The 16,134-nt window shown below is 44.1% G+C and carries 14 protein-coding genes; 4 read left to right on the forward strand and 10 right to left on the reverse strand.

The annotated features are described in order from the left end of the window. Window positions 1-8: 8 nt before the first annotated feature. The 5 genes from H7J92_RS10765 to kynU form a co-directional block, all read right to left on the reverse strand. Window positions 9-428, reverse strand: coding sequence for a MarR family winged helix-turn-helix transcriptional regulator (locus tag H7J92_RS10765; protein ID WP_221836945.1), 420 nt, complete (start codon window positions 426-428; stop codon window positions 9-11). A 136-nt stretch (window positions 429-564) separates the two neighbouring features. Next, window positions 565-2,208 carry an S-layer homology domain-containing protein gene (locus H7J92_RS10770; RefSeq protein ID WP_221836947.1) on the reverse strand — a complete coding sequence of 548 codons (1,644 nt, stop codon included), beginning with the start codon at window positions 2,206-2,208 and terminating at the stop codon, window positions 565-567. A 66-nt stretch (window positions 2,209-2,274) separates the two neighbouring features. Then, window positions 2,275-3,093, reverse strand: coding sequence for a tryptophan 2,3-dioxygenase (gene kynA / locus H7J92_RS10775; protein WP_221836948.1), 819 nt, complete (start codon window positions 3,091-3,093; stop codon window positions 2,275-2,277). Further along, window positions 3,090-3,722, reverse strand: coding sequence for an arylformamidase (gene kynB, locus H7J92_RS10780; protein ID WP_221836950.1), 633 nt, complete (start codon window positions 3,720-3,722; stop codon window positions 3,090-3,092). Before kynB ends, kynA begins: the two co-directional genes overlap by 4 nt. Continuing rightward, the gene (gene kynU, locus H7J92_RS10785) at window positions 3,719-4,990 is read right to left on the reverse strand and encodes a kynureninase (RefSeq protein WP_221836952.1); all 1,272 of its coding nucleotides are present in this window, start codon (window positions 4,988-4,990) and stop codon (window positions 3,719-3,721) included. Before kynU ends, kynB begins: the two co-directional genes overlap by 4 nt. A gap of 380 nt (window positions 4,991-5,370) precedes the next feature. Here kynU and H7J92_RS10790 point away from each other — a divergent pair, with 380 nt between their 5' ends. Further along, entirely contained in the window at window positions 5,371-5,694 is a 324-nt protein-coding gene (locus H7J92_RS10790; RefSeq protein ID WP_009499158.1) for an MGMT family protein, read from the forward strand. Window positions 5,695-5,749: 55 nt separating this feature from the next. On the opposite strand, the gene H7J92_RS10795 is transcribed toward H7J92_RS10790, so the two are convergent. The 3 genes from H7J92_RS10795 to H7J92_RS10805 are packed head-to-tail and all read right to left on the reverse strand — an operon-like array spanning window position 5,750 to window position 8,032. Further along, on the reverse strand, window positions 5,750-6,484 hold the full coding sequence (locus H7J92_RS10795) for an amino acid ABC transporter ATP-binding protein (protein ID WP_009499159.1): 735 nt from the start codon (window positions 6,482-6,484) through the stop codon (window positions 5,750-5,752). Beyond that, a complete protein-coding gene (locus H7J92_RS10800) occupies window positions 6,481-7,197 on the reverse strand; it encodes an amino acid ABC transporter permease (protein WP_009499160.1) in 717 nt (238 codons plus the stop codon). The genes H7J92_RS10795 and H7J92_RS10800 overlap by 4 nt, the downstream gene beginning before the upstream one ends. Then, the gene (locus H7J92_RS10805; RefSeq protein WP_009499161.1) at window positions 7,187-8,032 is read right to left on the reverse strand and encodes an amino acid ABC transporter substrate-binding protein; all 846 of its coding nucleotides are present in this window, start codon (window positions 8,030-8,032) and stop codon (window positions 7,187-7,189) included. The genes H7J92_RS10800 and H7J92_RS10805 overlap by 11 nt, the downstream gene beginning before the upstream one ends. 189 nt (window positions 8,033-8,221) lie before the next feature. Here H7J92_RS10805 and H7J92_RS10810 point away from each other — a divergent pair, with 189 nt between their 5' ends. The 3 genes from H7J92_RS10810 (at window position 8,222) to H7J92_RS10820 (ending at window position 12,339) form a co-directional block, all read left to right on the forward strand. Then, complete coding sequence (locus tag H7J92_RS10810; RefSeq protein ID WP_221836954.1) at window positions 8,222-9,355, forward strand: bifunctional cystathionine gamma-lyase/homocysteine desulfhydrase; 1,134 nt, start codon at window positions 8,222-8,224, stop codon at window positions 9,353-9,355. Window positions 9,356-9,489: 134 nt separating this feature from the next. Then, a complete protein-coding gene (locus tag H7J92_RS10815) occupies window positions 9,490-11,004 on the forward strand; it encodes an APC family permease (RefSeq protein ID WP_221836957.1) in 1,515 nt (504 codons plus the stop codon). A gap of 75 nt (window positions 11,005-11,079) precedes the next feature. Continuing rightward, a complete protein-coding gene (locus tag H7J92_RS10820) occupies window positions 11,080-12,339 on the forward strand; it encodes an erythromycin esterase family protein (protein ID WP_078818679.1) in 1,260 nt (419 codons plus the stop codon). A gap of 689 nt (window positions 12,340-13,028) precedes the next feature. Here H7J92_RS10820 and H7J92_RS10825 read toward each other — a convergent pair. Both H7J92_RS10825 and cypC read right to left on the reverse strand, forming a co-directional pair. Next, window positions 13,029-14,537, reverse strand: a complete 1,509-nt coding sequence (locus H7J92_RS10825; protein ID WP_425441361.1) for a DASS family sodium-coupled anion symporter — start codon at window positions 14,535-14,537, stop codon at window positions 13,029-13,031. Between the two features lie 88 nt (window positions 14,538-14,625). Then, window positions 14,626-15,867 carry a CYP152 family fatty-acid peroxygenase CypC gene (gene cypC, locus H7J92_RS10830; RefSeq protein ID WP_078818708.1) on the reverse strand — a complete coding sequence of 414 codons (1,242 nt, stop codon included), beginning with the start codon at window positions 15,865-15,867 and terminating at the stop codon, window positions 14,626-14,628. Window positions 15,868-16,134: the final 267 nt, after the last annotated feature.

Below are 16,134 nucleotides of genomic sequence, written 5' to 3' on the forward strand. Positions count from 1 at the left end.
TCACTCTCTTAGTTGTTCAGATTTTTTCTCGCGAACTCCATAACTCGAATTGCAGATTCAAGCTCTTCAAGTTCAATTCCATTCAATAGTTCACAATACAATATTTCTAATTCCGCCATAATTGTCTCCACTGTATTCTGACCAGTCGCTGTCAAACCAATCCACTTTTCACGGCGATCTGTTCCAGGACGTACACTGACTAAATTCATTTCTACTAAACGTTGAACAATCTTTGTGACACTTGGTTTTTCTACTTGTTGACGTAAGGCAATTTCTGCCGAAGTCATTTCACCTTCCAGCTTCAATAGCTTCAATATCCCCCATTGAGAATGAAATAAATTGTGCGGCGCAAGTAGCATATTCAATCGATTCAGCACAGGACGATAGACTTGAAAATACTCTGTAAAAAACGTTTGTTGACGTTTCATATTTTATCTTCCTCTCAATGATTAGTTAGGCTAACTAATCATTATAGTAAACCATATATTCCTTTGTTTGTAAAGTAAGAATCAGAAGAAATCTAAAAAAAGGAAGGACTTGGTGTATCCAAGCCCTTCCTTTCTATTATTGTCCGATCGCTTCCAAGGAATTAACAATCATCTTCGCTGCGTGTGCTCGAGTCGTTGGAGCGTTCGGCATGAACTTCCCTTGATCTCCTGTTGCAATATTTAGCTGATACAATCCTGCGATTGCCCCTTGCGTTTCTTTTGCAAAGTTCTGGATGTCCTTAAATGGTGCAGCGATTGTAGGTGTGAATGGTTTTCCAGTAGTTGCTTCATAGGTACGGCTGAGCAATAATGCCAATTGTGCACGACTGATCGATTGATTTGGCATGAACTGCCCATTTACCCCGTTAATCAGTCCGTGATCGTAAGCGGCTTGAATATCTGCTTTTGTGCTATCTGCATAATATGCCAAATCATCAAATGGCATGTTGTTGCTCTTTGGCTTCAAATCCAATGCACGTACGATAATGGAAGTAGCCTGAGCGCGTGTCAAAGACTTGTCAGGACGGAATGTATGATCCGAGTAGCCTCCTACAATACCTTTCTCCGCTGCCAATTCAATCACATCTTTCGCCCAATGATTCGAAATATCTTTAAAAGTGACAGTTGGCTCTACTGGTACCTTTTCTAGTGTATACGACGTTTTGATGGTATGCATGCTCTTTTTACCATGCTGATCTACAGCTTGGATAGAGAATTGATATTCTTTGTCTGGCTGCAGGTCGCCAATTTCATAAGTTAAAACAGGGCCCATCACTTCGCCTACCATTTTGTCGCCATTGTACACTTGATACGTCATGATCATTCCTGTATCAATAACTGGCTCCCAATTCAATACGACAGTGGATTGATCTTTTGCTTCCGCTGTCAGTACATCTTTCGGAAACCACGGATAATTATTCATCAATGATTCTTGGAATGCACCTGCTACTACTTGGTAGCCCGCCTCACTTAAGTGAATATTTTTAGGGTTTGGTAAATACTTTGAAAAGTCCTTCGCAATTAATTCATCTGTTTGAACAAATTTAGCTGGTGTACCTTGCATTCCACCTTGAATTGCACCATTTAATCCCTTTACAAGCTGTGCAATTTGAGGTTGAAGCTCAGCAGGCATATGCGGGAATGAATTGTAATACCCCATCACATATACTTGTGCTTCAGGATTCAATTGATAGATTTTCGCCAAAATCTGCTGGATATTCCCCCCAACCTTCGTCATAGCAGCTTGAATCTCTTCCAGGTTGAAGTCTGGTTTCCCCGTACTTTCATCAAACTTGAAATATGGAAGCACATCATTGGCGCCAGCGGTCAATGTAATTAAATTAGCTTCCTTGATTGACTGATGAAGAGCCGCGGTTTTATCTTGACTGCCTGTACCAATTACGGGCTTTGAAATGTCTGTCTGCAAATCTTTCAGCACATCACTAGACGTATAGCCAGGAAACGAAAAACCTTTATTACTCGTTTGCAATACTTCCTGTTTTGCTAACTCATCCGCCAAAAAGTCCACATACCCTTTACCTGGCTCTCCCGTGGAATTAATACCAAAAGCCAATGAATCCCCAAGTGCTAAATAATTGATTGGAGCAATCCAAGTTGGTGACTTTTCAGGTTCTGCGGCAACGGTTTTCAATGGAAGCACAGCAAGCTGCAACAGTAGAGCGAATGCAAGCAACAGATGACCCCACGATTTCTTTTTCAATACATCGACCACCTTTCGTTTTCTGATTATTTTAATTTCTATCATAGTTGCTAGCTTGCCAGTCTGTCAAATTTTAGTACGCACGTCCCACAGCTCTGGAAAGAAGCGATGATCTAGTACAGACTTCAAGTAACTAACGCCTGATGAACCGCCAGTTCCTGTTTTGAAACCGATGATACGCTCAACAGTCTTCATATGTCTAAATCGCCATTGCTGATGACTGTCTTCAATGTCCACCAACTTTTCTGCAAGTTGATAAAGATCCCAATAGCGATCCACATCACGGTATACTTCAAGCCAGGCAGCTGCCACACTTGGATCACCTGCGTACGTAATAGAGAAATCGCGCTTCAGCAATTCAGGGTTGATCGGGAAACCTGCACGTGCCAAAGCTTGAATCGCCACGTCGTAAATACCCGGCGCATGATAGGCTTTTTCTAACGCCTCGGATAGTTTCGGATCCTTCTCATAAATTTGGATAATCTGCGGTTGCTTATAACCTAGTGCAAATTCGATCAACCGATTCTGATACGATTGGAAACCAGACGCACGCCCCAAACTATCGCGGAACTCCATATATTCTGCAGGTGTCAGTGTAGCGAGCACATCCCACGCTTGAATAATCTGGGTTTGGACTTTCGACACACGGGCAAGCATCTTGAAAGCTTCCGGCAACTCATCTTTCTGAATCGAATCAATCGCTGTTTCAAGCTCATGCAAAATTAATTTCATCCACAGCTCATTCACTTGGTGGATAATGATAAACAGCATTTCGTCATGGTGCCCCGATAAACGTTCTTGACTCGACAACACTTTATCCAAATTTAAATACTCACCATATGTCATCGACTCACGAAAATCTGTATGAATCCCTTTTTCCGTCATGATTCCCACTTCCTAACGACTGCACGAACCGGGCTGCCATCTGCTTCTGCCAGTGCTAAAGGCAAAGCGATCAATTCATACTGACCAGGCTCCAATGAATGCAATACTAAATTTTCTATAATGATGACATCATTGCGATATAGGGAATGATGCGCAAGCAATTCCTTACTATCCTCCGCATCAACGGAAGGTGTATCTACTCCAAGTAACCGCACACCGCGCTCTTTCAACAAGGGCCCTACATCTTCACCAATTACCGTGAAACGTTCCGGAAATTTCGTTGATGTCGGATGACTGCCTGTTCTCAATAAAATCCGTTCTGCCCCCTCGAAATTCACATGTTCCAAGTCTGCCCGCGTTACACAATCCACCCCTGCCACATCAATCAAACAAGCGCTGCCGATGTAAAGATCTATAGGCAAATCCAAGATCCGCAACCCTTCGGCGTCATAATGAAACGGCGCATCGGTATGTGTCCCAATATGGGTGCTCATCGTTAACTTGCCGATATTGACCGACCCAGACTGCTCCTTCGACACAGCTACTTCATACGAAAACGGAGTATCTCCCGGCCATTCTGCAATATTTTTAGTCAGCGGTTGTGTAATATCAATCCATTCACTCGTCATGCTACAACACCTCGTTCATTCGGAAATTGTTTATACGTCTCATCCTTCATAATTCTTTTTAAGATTTGCACTGTGTGCCACACATCTTCAAATGAATTATAAAGCGCAACCGGTGCCAAGCGAATACCGTCCGGCGCTCGGAAATCCGGAATGACACTTTCCGCTTTCAATGCCTGACAAATCCTTGCCGCCTCTTCATGCAGCAATAAAAGGTGACCGCCTCTTGTGGAATCAATCGGATTGCCGATGCCGAAAGAAAAATCGCTCAATTCGCCTTCGATGCATTCCAGCATATAGCTCGTGAGCGCAAGAGATTTCTCCCGAATTCGCTCCATTCCAAGCTCTTCAAATATCTCCAACGAACCGATCAGCGGCGCCAAGCTCAATATATGTGGTGTCCCAATCTGATATGCCCCCGCGTTAGCAGACGCTGTCATTTTATGATCCATGTCAAATTGCTTCGTCTTATCTGAGCCAAACCAACCTGCGAGTCCAGCCGCTTTTCCGAAATGCCGTTCATGAATGAATAATCCACCCACTGAACCCGGTCCGCCATTCAAATGTTTATACGTACACCAAAATGCGAAGTCTGCTCCCCAGTCATGAAGTTCATGAGGGATCGCTCCGATTGAATGACATAAGTCAAAACCGATGGGGATACCTTTTTCATTCGCAGCCTCTGTAAGCGCCTTCATATTCAGCACTTGTCCGCTTCGATAAAGCACAGCTGGCAGCACAATCAACGCCACCTCGTCCGTCATTGCCTCAATGATCCGTTTTTCATCGAGTGTCAACCCATCATCGCTTTTCACACGAACCAATTGCTCATCAGGGTCCAAGCCTTTCAAACGTATCTGACTTTGCAGTGCATAAATATCAGAAGGAAAATTCAATTCATCCGCCAATATTTTCGTTCGCTTACCTGACGGCTTATAGAATGTCGACACGAGCTGATGTAAATTCGTCGTCGTTGAACCCGTTGCGATTACTTCAGACTCTTTTCCACCTACCAATGTACACATCCGCTCTCCCAATCGCTCCGCCATATAAAACCATGGGTTCGCACCTTCCGTCCAACCGTCAATGCCTAACGTCTTCCATGAAGCAAGCAGTTCCAGTAACGTTCGTTCCGCCCTGCTCGACAACAAGCCAAGAGAATTTCCATCCATATAGATTTTCTGTTCTGGCAAATAAAATTCTTGCCGATATGAAGCTAATTGATCTTGTGAATCAAGTTTTTGGGCATATTCTAATGTGTTAATGTCCATTTACATTCCCCTTTCTAACTGTACATAAATAATAGCACATCATTTATCAAAAGTGGAAAGCGCCCGGGTAGGCTCGACAGGCGTTGGAAATGTGCGGTGTACGGCTGTTTTGGCTCGTTTGGAGAGGGGTTTGGTTCGGTACAACTTGTCAAATGCGCGGTACGCGATGAGGTTGGTTCGGACCAATGAAAATTTGGTGCGGTACAGCGAGACTTTGGCGCGGCCTCCTGCCATTTTCACTTGATCACGGAAGAAAAAGCTATTGCTCGAAGTAAGTTGGAGAACAAGAGGAAACTGCCAAGATAGAACTTGCAGATGACTATGGCTCATGTGACTTCTTCTATAATTTATGCTACGCTTTTTTAAAAAGGAGCAATATCTTGCAAACATTTACGGAAAGCACTGTGAAAATCATCCAACAAATCCCGCCAGGCCACGTCATGACGTATGGTCAAGTAGCTGCAGAAGCAGGAAATCCACGCGGTGCCCGACAAGTTGCACGCATACTGCATTCGATGAGTGCCAAGTATGATTTACCGTGGCATCGGATTATCAATGCAAAGGGAACAATCTCTACTCCAGAAAATGCCGAATCAAAAGGCGAGACGCAGCGAGAACGTTTGGAATCGGAAGGAATAGAATTTGATGCAAACAGCCGAATCCCGCTGGAAACCTATCGCTGGCACCCTCCTCTGCAATCTTAAAGATCAGACATAAAAAATGCTTGGCTGAATGAATCTCAGCCAAGCATTTTTGATATCACTGCAATAAACTCAAAAATTTCTTCGTCCGCTCATGCTGTGGATTGTTAAAGATATCCGCAGGCGCTCCTCTTTCTACAATAACGCCTCCATCAATGAAGATCACTTCATCTGCGACCTCCTGTGCAAATCGCATTTCATGTGTCACGACAGCCATAGTCATTCCTTCATGAGCCAAGTCTTTCATAACGCGCAGCACTTCATTGACCAACTCCGGATCAAGTGCAGACGTCGGCTCGTCGAATAACATCACTTTCGGATCCATTGCAAGAGCTCGTGCAATCGCCACACGTTGTTCCTGGCCACCCGAAAGCTGGTACGGATATTTTTCTTTATGATCAGCCAATCCCACTTTCGCCAGCAATTGTCCCGCAGTTTTCTCTGCTTCTTTCTTGGACTGCCCTTTGACCGTCGTCAATCCTTCAGTGACATTGCCCATTGCAGTCAAATGCGGGAATAGATTATAGCCCTGAAACACCATGCCCGTGAGCTGGCGAAACGCCCCAATTGCTTTTTTAGATACGGACTTGTTGAAATCCAACTGCTGATCGTCGATGGAAATGATTCCACCGTTCGGGGTTTCCAGTACATTTAGGCAGCGTAGTAATGTAGATTTACCAGAGCCCGAAGGTCCAATGATAACAACCACTTTCCCTTGCTCAATATCCAAGTCTACATTTTTGATAACTTCCATCGACCCGAAAGACTTTCTTAAACCCTGTATCGAAATCATGATAAACCTCCTGACTTGCCGACAAACCGATCCAGTCGCCCTTCAATTCTACCTTGAATAATTGATAGGATGAAACAGATCACCCAGTAGACAAGTGCAGCCATGGTATAGACGAATAAAAATTCGTAGTTCATCGATGCAATTTCTTGTGCTCGTCTAAACGTCTCTGCCACCAAAATTGTCGCGGCCAGCGAGGTGTCCTTAACCAATCCGATAAATGAATTGGAAAGCGGCGGAACAGAGACCCGCGCGGCTTGTGGTAACACGATTTTACGCAATGCCTGAGAATAATTCATGCCGATTGAATAGGCCGCTTCCCATTGGCCTTTAGGAATGGATAGAATCGCAGCCCGAATAATTTCAGAAGCATATGCGCCCACATTCAATGAAAATCCGATGACCGCCGATGGGAATGGATCGATAACAACCCCGATCGTCGGCAGTCCGTAGAAGATAATAAATAATTGCACTAACAATGGAGTACCTCGGATGATGGAAACATATACCCGTGCAATCCCGCGCAATATTTTGCTGGAAGAAATCCGTGCCAGAGCTGTAAAGATCGCAATGATAAGCCCAATGATGAATGTAATGATCGCCAAAGGTATTGTGAACTTAATAGCCCCTTCAATCAACGGCCCGATGGATGTTGATGCGATTTCTTGGAGTCTCTGTATCCGTTCGGGACTTAACGCAATACTATTAAGAAACATCTTCACCAAACCATTTTTCGGAGATCTCTTTCAACTTACCGTCTTCACGCATCGCATCTAACGCTTTGTTTATTTCATCAACTAAATCTTCATTTCCTTGTCTGAATAAAAACGCGTTTTCCGATTCATTTTCAGCTGAAGTATCTTCCTCTTCCACTATTTGAATAGGAGCGTCTGGTTTTTGCTGCAGGTAGTCTAGAGCGGAAATTTTGTCATTGTACGTACCATCCACCCGCTTGGAGACGATCAAATCGACCGCCTGATTAAAGCCGTCTACTTTGATGATTTCTGCACCATGCGACTTGGCTAGCTCACCATAGTTACTCGTCAATGTTTGTGCTGCTTTCTTACCTTCCATTCCATCAAATGCAATCTGCTCATCTGCATGAATGATCAGTACAGAATGAGAGCGTGTATATGGCTGAGAGAACTCGTACTTCGCCTTGCGGTCATCATTGATGCCGACTTGGTTGGCGATGACGTCAAAGCGCTTGGCATCCAACCCCGCAAAAATAGCATCCCACTGCGTTTCAAAAAACTTCGCTTCCACGCCTAAACGCTTTGCGACTTCTTCAGTCACTTCCACATCATAGCCCGTTAATTTTCCAGATTCATCGTGAAACGAAAACGGTGCGTACGTTCCTTCTGTTCCAATATTTAGTACACCTTTTTCTAACACTTCTTCTAACAGGCCATTATTTGCAGCGGAATCACCCGACGATTCTTCTGTAGGTTTTTCATTGGAACCGTTCGTCTTATCGTCCTCTTTCGTGCCGCAAGCAACCAAAACTGCGGACAATAAAATTAATAGAAATGGTAATAAAATCTTCTTCATTTCTTAAACCCCACTATTCTAATAAGTATTTGTTGTTTAGAATCATAAGAGATTGTGCAGACTCTGTCAACATTCAAAACTCTTCATGCAAGTAATTATACTATATAGAATTGACAAACTAAACAAATTACTTTAATCTATCGTTAGTTTAAAACCTATTAAACCACTTGGAAATAAGGAGGAATTATGTTGAGATTAAAAACGAAATTGATTCACGCAGGGATTTCAGGTGATCCACTGACAGGAGCGGTGACTGTCCCAATCTATCAGGTCAGTACGTTCAAACAGGATGCACCCGACAAAAACAGAGGCTATGATTACTCACGAGCCGGTAACCCCACACGAAATGCGGTGGAGCAATACATTGCCGATATCGAAGGCGGAAAACGCGGACTTGCATTCGCGTCTGGATTGGCCGCTTTGTCCTCTGTTCTTATGACATTTAACGCCGGTGATCACTTCATCATTAGCAATGACGTATACGGCGGTACATACCGTGTTCTCAATCAAGTACTAAATCGACTGAATTTAACATCAACTTTTGTCGACCCAACTGTTATCGAAAATATTTCAGAGGCAATCCAGCCAAATACGAAAGCGATTGTCATCGAAACGCCAGGGAATCCATTCTTAAAAGTAGTCGATATTGCAGCTCTTTCAAAAGTAGCGAAAGAGCATGACCTGACGTTGATTGTCGATAACACATTCCTGACTCCCTATTGGCAAAATCCTCTGGAGCTCGGAGCTGATGTCGTGTTCCACAGCGCCACGAAATACTTAAGCGGACATAGCGACGTCGTAGCAGGTCTCGTTGCCGTGAAAGATGAGCAGCTCGGAGAAGATATTCATTTGGTTCAAAAAGCCGTAGGCGCCATACTTGGTCCACAAGACTCCTATCTGTTGTTGCGTGGGATGAAAACATTGGGCATACGAATGGAAGAACATGAAGTGAACACGAAACGTATCGCTGAATGGCTGACGGAGCAACCACAAGTAAAAAAGGTCTACTACTCCGGACTCGAGAGCCATCCAGGGCATCAATTAGCCAAACAACAAGCACGAGGTTTCGGTGGTGTCTTATCATTTGAAGTGGATAGTGAAGAACTGGCCGAGCAAATTATTGAGAAAGTGAAGATTTTCCAGCTAGCTGTTAGTCTGGGAGCAGTGGAAAGTCTAATTTCTGTACCAGCCAAAATGACACATGCAACCATTCCCACTGAAGAACAAACCAAATTAGGCATCACGCCTAAACTAGTAAGATTATCTGTCGGCATTGAAGATGTGGAAGACTTGTTAGAAGATTTGCAGCAGGCATTTGAATGACTGAAGCCGAGGGCCAGGGAGACTGAAATCTTCCTGGTTTTTTCACATTATGTATCCTTCTAGTTATTTACAAGTTTTAAACCAAATTAAAAGGGGGAAACAATCGCTATACAACTGATAAGGGATTGATTCATATGGAACAAGGATCTGAGAATGCACGAAGGAAACTACATAAAACATTAAAACCATCATGGGTATTCGCGATTGCACTTGGCTCATCAGTAGGCTGGGGTGCTTTCATTTTACCCGGTGATTGGATTCGCGATTCAGGACCGCTTGGTGCGATCATCGGTCTAGGGATCGGTGCCCTTATCATGATGATCATTGCTTCGAGTTATGGTGTCATGATCAAGAAGTTTCCGGTATCCGGAGGCGGATTTACATATGCTTTTATCGCGGCTGGTAAAGTATGGGCGTTCATTTGCGGCTGGTTTTTATCACTCGGATATATTTCGATTGTAGCATTGAACGCCTCAGCGCTGACATTGTTGTTAAAGTTTTTGGCACCAGGTTTCATGAAGCAAGGCTATTTATACTCGGTAGCGGGATGGGATGTCTATGTGCCGGAAATACTGATAGCCAGTGTGTTGATTCTACTGTTCGCTCTCATTAATTCTACAGGAACCAGTGTTTCAGGAAAAATTCAGTTCTACTTCAGTGTGCTGCTTGTGGCAGGCGTGGTGCTACTAGGTTTCTTCACATTCAGCGTCGCCGATCAGCCACTTACAAACTTGCAACCTTTCTTTAAAGGCAACCAATCTATTTTAACTTCGGTACTCGTCATTCTGGCGATCGCTCCTTGGGCGTATGTTGGATTTGACAATGTGCCTCAAGCAGCTGAAGAATTTAATTTTTCTCCTCGAAAAGCTACAATGCTTATCGTCGCATCTTTATTTACATCATTCTTGATTTACGCAATTATGATTGGTTTAACCGGCTGGACATTCCCTTCTCTAACCGCAGTCGGGACTGGTGATTTGTGGTTGACAGGAGAAGTAGTCCGTTCCGCATTAGGAATTGGTGGGCTAGCCGTTATGGCAGTGGCAATTGTCATGGGAATCTTCACAGGACTCAATGGATTTTTCATGTCGTCTAGCCGCTTGCTGTTTTCTATGGCCCGCGCTCGTGCATTGCCTAACTTTTTCCGTACCATGACAAAGGAAAACCAGACACCTGTCTGGGGAATCTGGTTTGTGGCCCTGATCACATTGCCGACTCCGTGGTTCGGACGCCAGGCGCTCACATGGATTGTCGATATGTCCTCAACTGGCGTTTCAGTCGCCTATTTCTTCACTTGTCTAGCAGCTTATAAGGTGCTTGCTTGGAATAAGGAAAAAGCAGGCCGTGAGATAGCGCCAATGAAAAAATTTCTAGCATTGATTGGGATGATCGCCAGCGGAGCTTTCTTAGCTCTATTGCTCGTACCGAATTCTCCCGCTGCACTTTCTACACCCTCTTATATTTTATTGTTGGCATGGGCTGTAGTCGGCGGCATTTTCTATCTAGCTATCCGTAAGCGTTATAATAGCTTGACACAGGAGGAAACTGAATATTATGTGCTCGGTAAAACCATTGAATCCGAGGTGATGGATACAACAGACGAGCCGAAAAAGGATGACCGAGTACCGTTATTCAATGCTTCCTCCTAATATATATACACTCCTTTCCACCGTTAATTCGGATAATTCCCGGGTATACTTGGGTAAACGGAAAGGAGTTTTGATATGTCGAGAAAACTAGTAACTGCTATACGCGAGCAATCTATTCCTTTAAAGGATCCGATAGCTTTCGATCAATTGTTGCAAAAAGCTGGAGATGCGCAAGTTGTTCTGATCGGTGAAGCTTCTCATGGAACTTCTGAATTCTACCAGCTGCGCGCAGAGTTTTCCAAACGGCTGATTCAGGAAAAAGGCTTCTCTGCCATTGCCATAGAAGGTGATTGGCCTTCCGTTCAAGCTGTCAATAATTATGTTAAAGGTTACGAAAGTGCACAAGAGAACTTACGAGATTTATTGATTCGATCGTTCAGCAGATGGCCCTCCTGGATGTGGGCGAACACAGAAATCGAGTCGTTCGCAAGATGGTTGCAAGAGGTAAACCAGCTGCGTGCCCCTCAGCAGAAAGTTGGTTTCTATGGGATTGATTTATATAGCTTATACGAATCCATCGATGAAGTGTTAGGGTTTTTAGAAAGCAATGACTCGTATGGTGTTGATTTAGAACTTGCCAAAAAAGCTTTCTCCTGCTTCGAGCCCTATAACCGGATGCCCGAGCATTATGCACTTTCATCTGCCCATTTCACCGATGAATGCATAGGCGAAGTCACAAACTTGCTGCAGTCCATTCGTTCCAATGAAGAGCGCTATCCACACGCACATGAGCAGGACTTGAACTTGGAAATGAATGCGCTGGTAGCAAAAAATGCCGAGGCATATTATCGTGCGATGCTCCAAGACGATGCTCTGTCCTGGAATATCCGTGACACACATATGACAGAAGCAATTAAAGAAATTCACAACTACTATGGAAAAGACACGAAACTTATTGTTTGGGAACATAATACTCATATCGGGGACGCAACGGCCACATCCATGGCTGACCAGCAATTGATCAACGTAGGTCAATTAATTCGAGAGCAATACGGTAAAGAGAATACATTGGCTATAGGATTCGGTACTTACGAAGGAACAGTTATTGCGGGCAGCAGTTGGGGTGAGTCGTATGAAAGGATGACGGTGCCGCCTGCCAAATTCAACACGTGGGAGGGACAATTGCATGCCGCCGGTGCGGAGGACAAGCTGTTGATTTTCAACGATCAAAATCGACAGCAATTTGATGAATGGATCGGTCACCGCGCAATTGGCGTCGTCTATAATCCTGAATTTGAGGCGTACGGAAATTTTGTCCCTTCCCGTATCAGTCAGCGATACGATGCATTTATATACATTGACCAATCGTCTGCGCTAGCTCCATTGTCTGAGTAGAGAGTCATCAGAAAAGCAGAGGCACATTGCCTCTGCTTCAGACTGTATAAAAATGGAATGGTAAGTGGTTATGCTACCGTTGATCTACGTTACAGGCGGGCGCTTTCCGGGGGGCGTGGCTTGAGCCTCCTCGTTCGCTTCGCTTCCTGCGGGGTCTCAAGGCGCACGCTGATCCCCCAGGAGTCGCCGCCTTCCACTACGATCAACTAGCCCACTCCCCCAGCTTGAGTGAATTGATTATCTATCTGAAGAACTTTATAAGTAGAGTAGAGAAAGTTTCAATTAAAGTAAAGATATTTTTCTGTTTAAAGAAGTAATAACCCGATCGTTAGCAATATACAGTGAGTTTACTCTGTATATTAGTTTACTTTTTTAGTGATTGGAGCGGAAGACGAGTGAAATGCAAAGATGTGCTCCCAACGCTTTGCTTATGTTCGCAAAGGCCATTCTTAGCGACAGCCTTTCCTGTGGAATCTAGCGCGAATGACGAGACCCTGGACTGAGCGTAGCAAGAGAAGCGGATCAGCCGCGCCCCACGGAAAGCGTCCCTTCAGTAGCGCAAATACCGGAATACAAGCCTGTAGTGCTTACTTATTTTTTATTGTTAGATTATCTAAATTAATTTAGTTTTTGTCTACAAGCTGAAGCAGAGGCACATTGCCTCTGCTTTTTGTTCTTTCTATAAATTTTCACAACAGTCCTATCCATTTCCAATAGGTTGCACTGAACAGTAGGATCAGCAAATAACCGATAACTGTCAGCGGTATTCCTGACTTCAAGAAATCCTTCACTGAAAAGGCGCCTGTTCCGTATGCTAACATATTTTGTGGCGCACTCACTGGTAATAAAAAGCCGAAACTGATGACAAATTGCTGGATTAAGACAAAACCAACTTCATTGACATCCAATGCAATGGTTGAAGTCAGAGCAATAAAAATTGGGATAAGCGCAGATGATAAGCTCGTGGCGCTGGCGAATCCTAGATGAATTAGAATATTAAATAGCGACAGAAGCGCGATTGTTGCGAGCAACGGCATATTATTTAAGCCCATCGCCCCAAATACTTTATCTGACAGCCATTGTGCACCTGTCGTATCCAATAAAATGGTCCCTAAGGAAATACCGACTGCGAACACGATAATCGTTCCCCACGGAATCATCTGCTGCACAGTTTTCCAATCAAATACACCAATCTTCGGTGTCAATAAAATAGCGATTGCCACTATCGTCACTGTTGTCGTGTCGAATGAATGAAGCTTCTCCTCCGTGGCCCATAGAAACAGCAATATCAAAGAAATGATAATTAAGCGGAGTTCGGAAGACTTCATTTTACCCAATTCTTTTAATTGACCTTGGATCAACTCTTTTCCGCCCTCTATTACCTTTGTTTCGGGTTTTATAATTGCAAGCATGACGAAGTATAGAACAATCGACATGATGATCGACCAAGGAGCGGCGTAGAGGAACCAAGAACTCCAGGCAACGGAAACACCAAATTCTTTCTCGATAAATCCAAGTGCCACCATATTTTGTGCAGCGCCTGTCTTAATACCGATATTCCAAATCGATACAGATTGCACAGCAGTTATGACGAGTAACGCGCCTAATCGACTGTTTGCCGGAAGTCCGAAAGCCGCCACCATACCAAGCAAAATCGGAACAACCGCTCCTGCTCGCGCTGTAGCGCTCGGTACGAAAAACGCTAATATGATAGACACTACAATCGAACCAAAAATAATGGCGCCTGTTTTTACACCGACTTTCGATAAGATATACAATGCCAAACGTTTATGCAAATTGGTCGCTTGCATTGCCGTAGCCAAGAATAAGGCAGCTGCCACAAGCGCCACTGCTGGGCTGGAGAACCCCGCCAACGCCATTTTCAAGCCCTCTTTCGTTCCAAGCATTTCATCCGGATTTGCCATATCGGGTGCCAAACCCAACAACACTGCAGCCAAACCTAAAATCATAGCTGCACTCACAGGATACGGTACTGCCTCTGTCACCCACAAGATGACCGCGAATGCTAAGATGGCCAATGCACGTTGCCCCGTTACCGGCAAATCTGCGGGATTCGGAAGCAATACAATTGTTATAAGGACGACAAATGCTAGGATAATCCACAATCCGTTCAGGTTTCGTTTAGGCTTTGGTGCTGTTTCTTCAGATGTTTTCACAAGCTGCCCCTTCCTTTCCAAAACATAATTCTGTTCACTTACCTCATACTGCTTTTGGTTACCCATTAAAAACCGGCCACCTCTTCGCGGATGAATGGCCGGGCATCGATCAATTTTTTCGTTTCACATGTTTCAGTATAACTTCACTCTTTGGAATGCTCGGAATATCCACCAAACTGTAACTTAAATCTTGCGCCGGCACCTCAAATGTCATTCGATTTGCCAAGTAATCTAAGCTGACCTTCATCACCTCAAGCGTTACCCATTCTCCTGCGCAGCGATGATTTTGAATGTAATCCCCACCACCCTGCGGAATTAAGTTGTATGGCGTGATCGACTCCTCTGCAAATCTTGACGGATTAAACACTTCTGGATTATTCCATAATTTCGGGTCGTGATTCGTTCCGTAAAAGTCGAGAATCGTCAGCGTTCCCTTCTTAAACTCATAGTCTTCCCATTTAAAGTTCTCTTTTACACGTGCCGCATTAAATGGGAAGAAAGGATACAAACGACGAACCTCCTGAACAAAATCCTGCAGATCTTTTTCCTTACCAGAAGAGAGCTTTTTGGCCTCCTCAGGATGTTGGATTAAGGCATGTCCTGTAAATGCGATATATATAGCAATTGCTACTATTGGACGGACAATATTCAGCACTTCAACAGCGGCAATCTTTTCACTAAGCAGCTTGCCTTTCTCATCACGATGGAATGAAAAAACATGCATAGCCGTTCCTTCAAAAGGAATCAAATCTCCTTTACGGACAGATTTGATTAAGCCACCGATCCATTCTTCCATTTCTTCACGTGCTTTCTTACCTTTCCAATGCGTATAGCCCAGTGTTGCAGGGGTTTCAAACAACTGAACGATTGCCTCTTGCTTCTCTTTAATTTCTTTTTCTTTCAATGGAACACCCGCCCATTGACATGCAAGACGAAGCAGAAGTTCTTGAGCTTCTTCGTACAAATTCACTTCCCCTTGCTGTTCCCAGTCACGTAACTTTCTTTCCCACTGCCCAGCGGCCATCTCTTTCAGTTGCTGAATCTGCTCCGGTCCCATTAGCGACATGAATGCTTCCTTGCGTACACAATGAGCCTCTCCGTCCAGCGTCTGGACTCCTTTTTCACCAAGCAATGTTTGCTGGACACGTTTCGGTGCTGCCCCTTTGCGAATAAATTTATCCGTATCATAAAATAGTTCGGCTTCTTTCGCTCCCGACAGACAAATCACTTGTTCACCAAGTAAATGAGTCTCAAATACGTTAGAGTGCAGTCCTCTTCTTCGATTTCGCAAAAACTGATAGCCTTCCCTCAACATACTCGCTGTGTGATCTTTCCCTTCTAACTTCGGCATAGATTTAGTTTCCCGCAAACCCGTCACGTCCTTTCTGCTGCTTCTTTATTCTCTACCCATTTCAGTCTTTCTATAATCGTTCCATTCAGCTATTGACTTATCTGTTAGAAGTGGTTATATTCAAAACGGTATATCTTTCTGTAAACAAAACAAGGTCTTATATAAAGTGAAGCGTTGTCTTCAGTAATTTCATTCGCGGCAGCAACAAGAGACTGAACGGTAGGTGCAAGTTCAGGCGACGTATGAAATGAACTACACCAACGAGTT

The organism is Sporosarcina aquimarina, assembly GCF_019748715.1.
Classification (GTDB): domain Bacteria; phylum Bacillota; class Bacilli; order Bacillales_A; family Planococcaceae; genus Sporosarcina; species Sporosarcina newyorkensis.

Excerpts from the sequence above, each read along its gene's own strand:
- H7J92_RS10765 (WP_221836945.1), bottom strand. The coding sequence starts at position 428 with ATGAAACGTCAACAAACGTTTTTTACAGAGTATTTTCAAGTCTATCGT.
- kynA (WP_221836948.1), bottom strand. The coding sequence starts at position 3,093 with ATGACGGAAAAAGGGATTCATACAGATTTTCGTGAGTCGATGACATAT.
- kynB (WP_221836950.1), bottom strand. The coding sequence starts at position 3,722 with ATGACGAGTGAATGGATTGATATTACACAACCGCTGACTAAAAATATT.
- kynU (WP_221836952.1), bottom strand. The coding sequence starts at position 4,990 with ATGGACATTAACACATTAGAATATGCCCAAAAACTTGATTCACAAGAT.
- H7J92_RS10795 (WP_009499159.1), bottom strand. The coding sequence starts at position 6,484 with ATGATTTCGATACAGGGTTTAAGAAAGTCTTTCGGGTCGATGGAAGTT.
- H7J92_RS10800 (WP_009499160.1), bottom strand. The coding sequence starts at position 7,197 with ATGTTTCTTAATAGTATTGCGTTAAGTCCCGAACGGATACAGAGACTC.
- H7J92_RS10805 (WP_009499161.1), bottom strand. The coding sequence starts at position 8,032 with ATGAAGAAGATTTTATTACCATTTCTATTAATTTTATTGTCCGCAGTT.
- H7J92_RS10815 (WP_221836957.1), top strand. The coding sequence starts at position 9,490 with ATGGAACAAGGATCTGAGAATGCACGAAGGAAACTACATAAAACATTA.
- H7J92_RS10820 (WP_078818679.1), top strand. The coding sequence starts at position 11,080 with ATGTCGAGAAAACTAGTAACTGCTATACGCGAGCAATCTATTCCTTTA.
- cypC (WP_078818708.1), bottom strand. The coding sequence starts at position 15,867 with ATGCCGAAGTTAGAAGGGAAAGATCACACAGCGAGTATGTTGAGGGAA.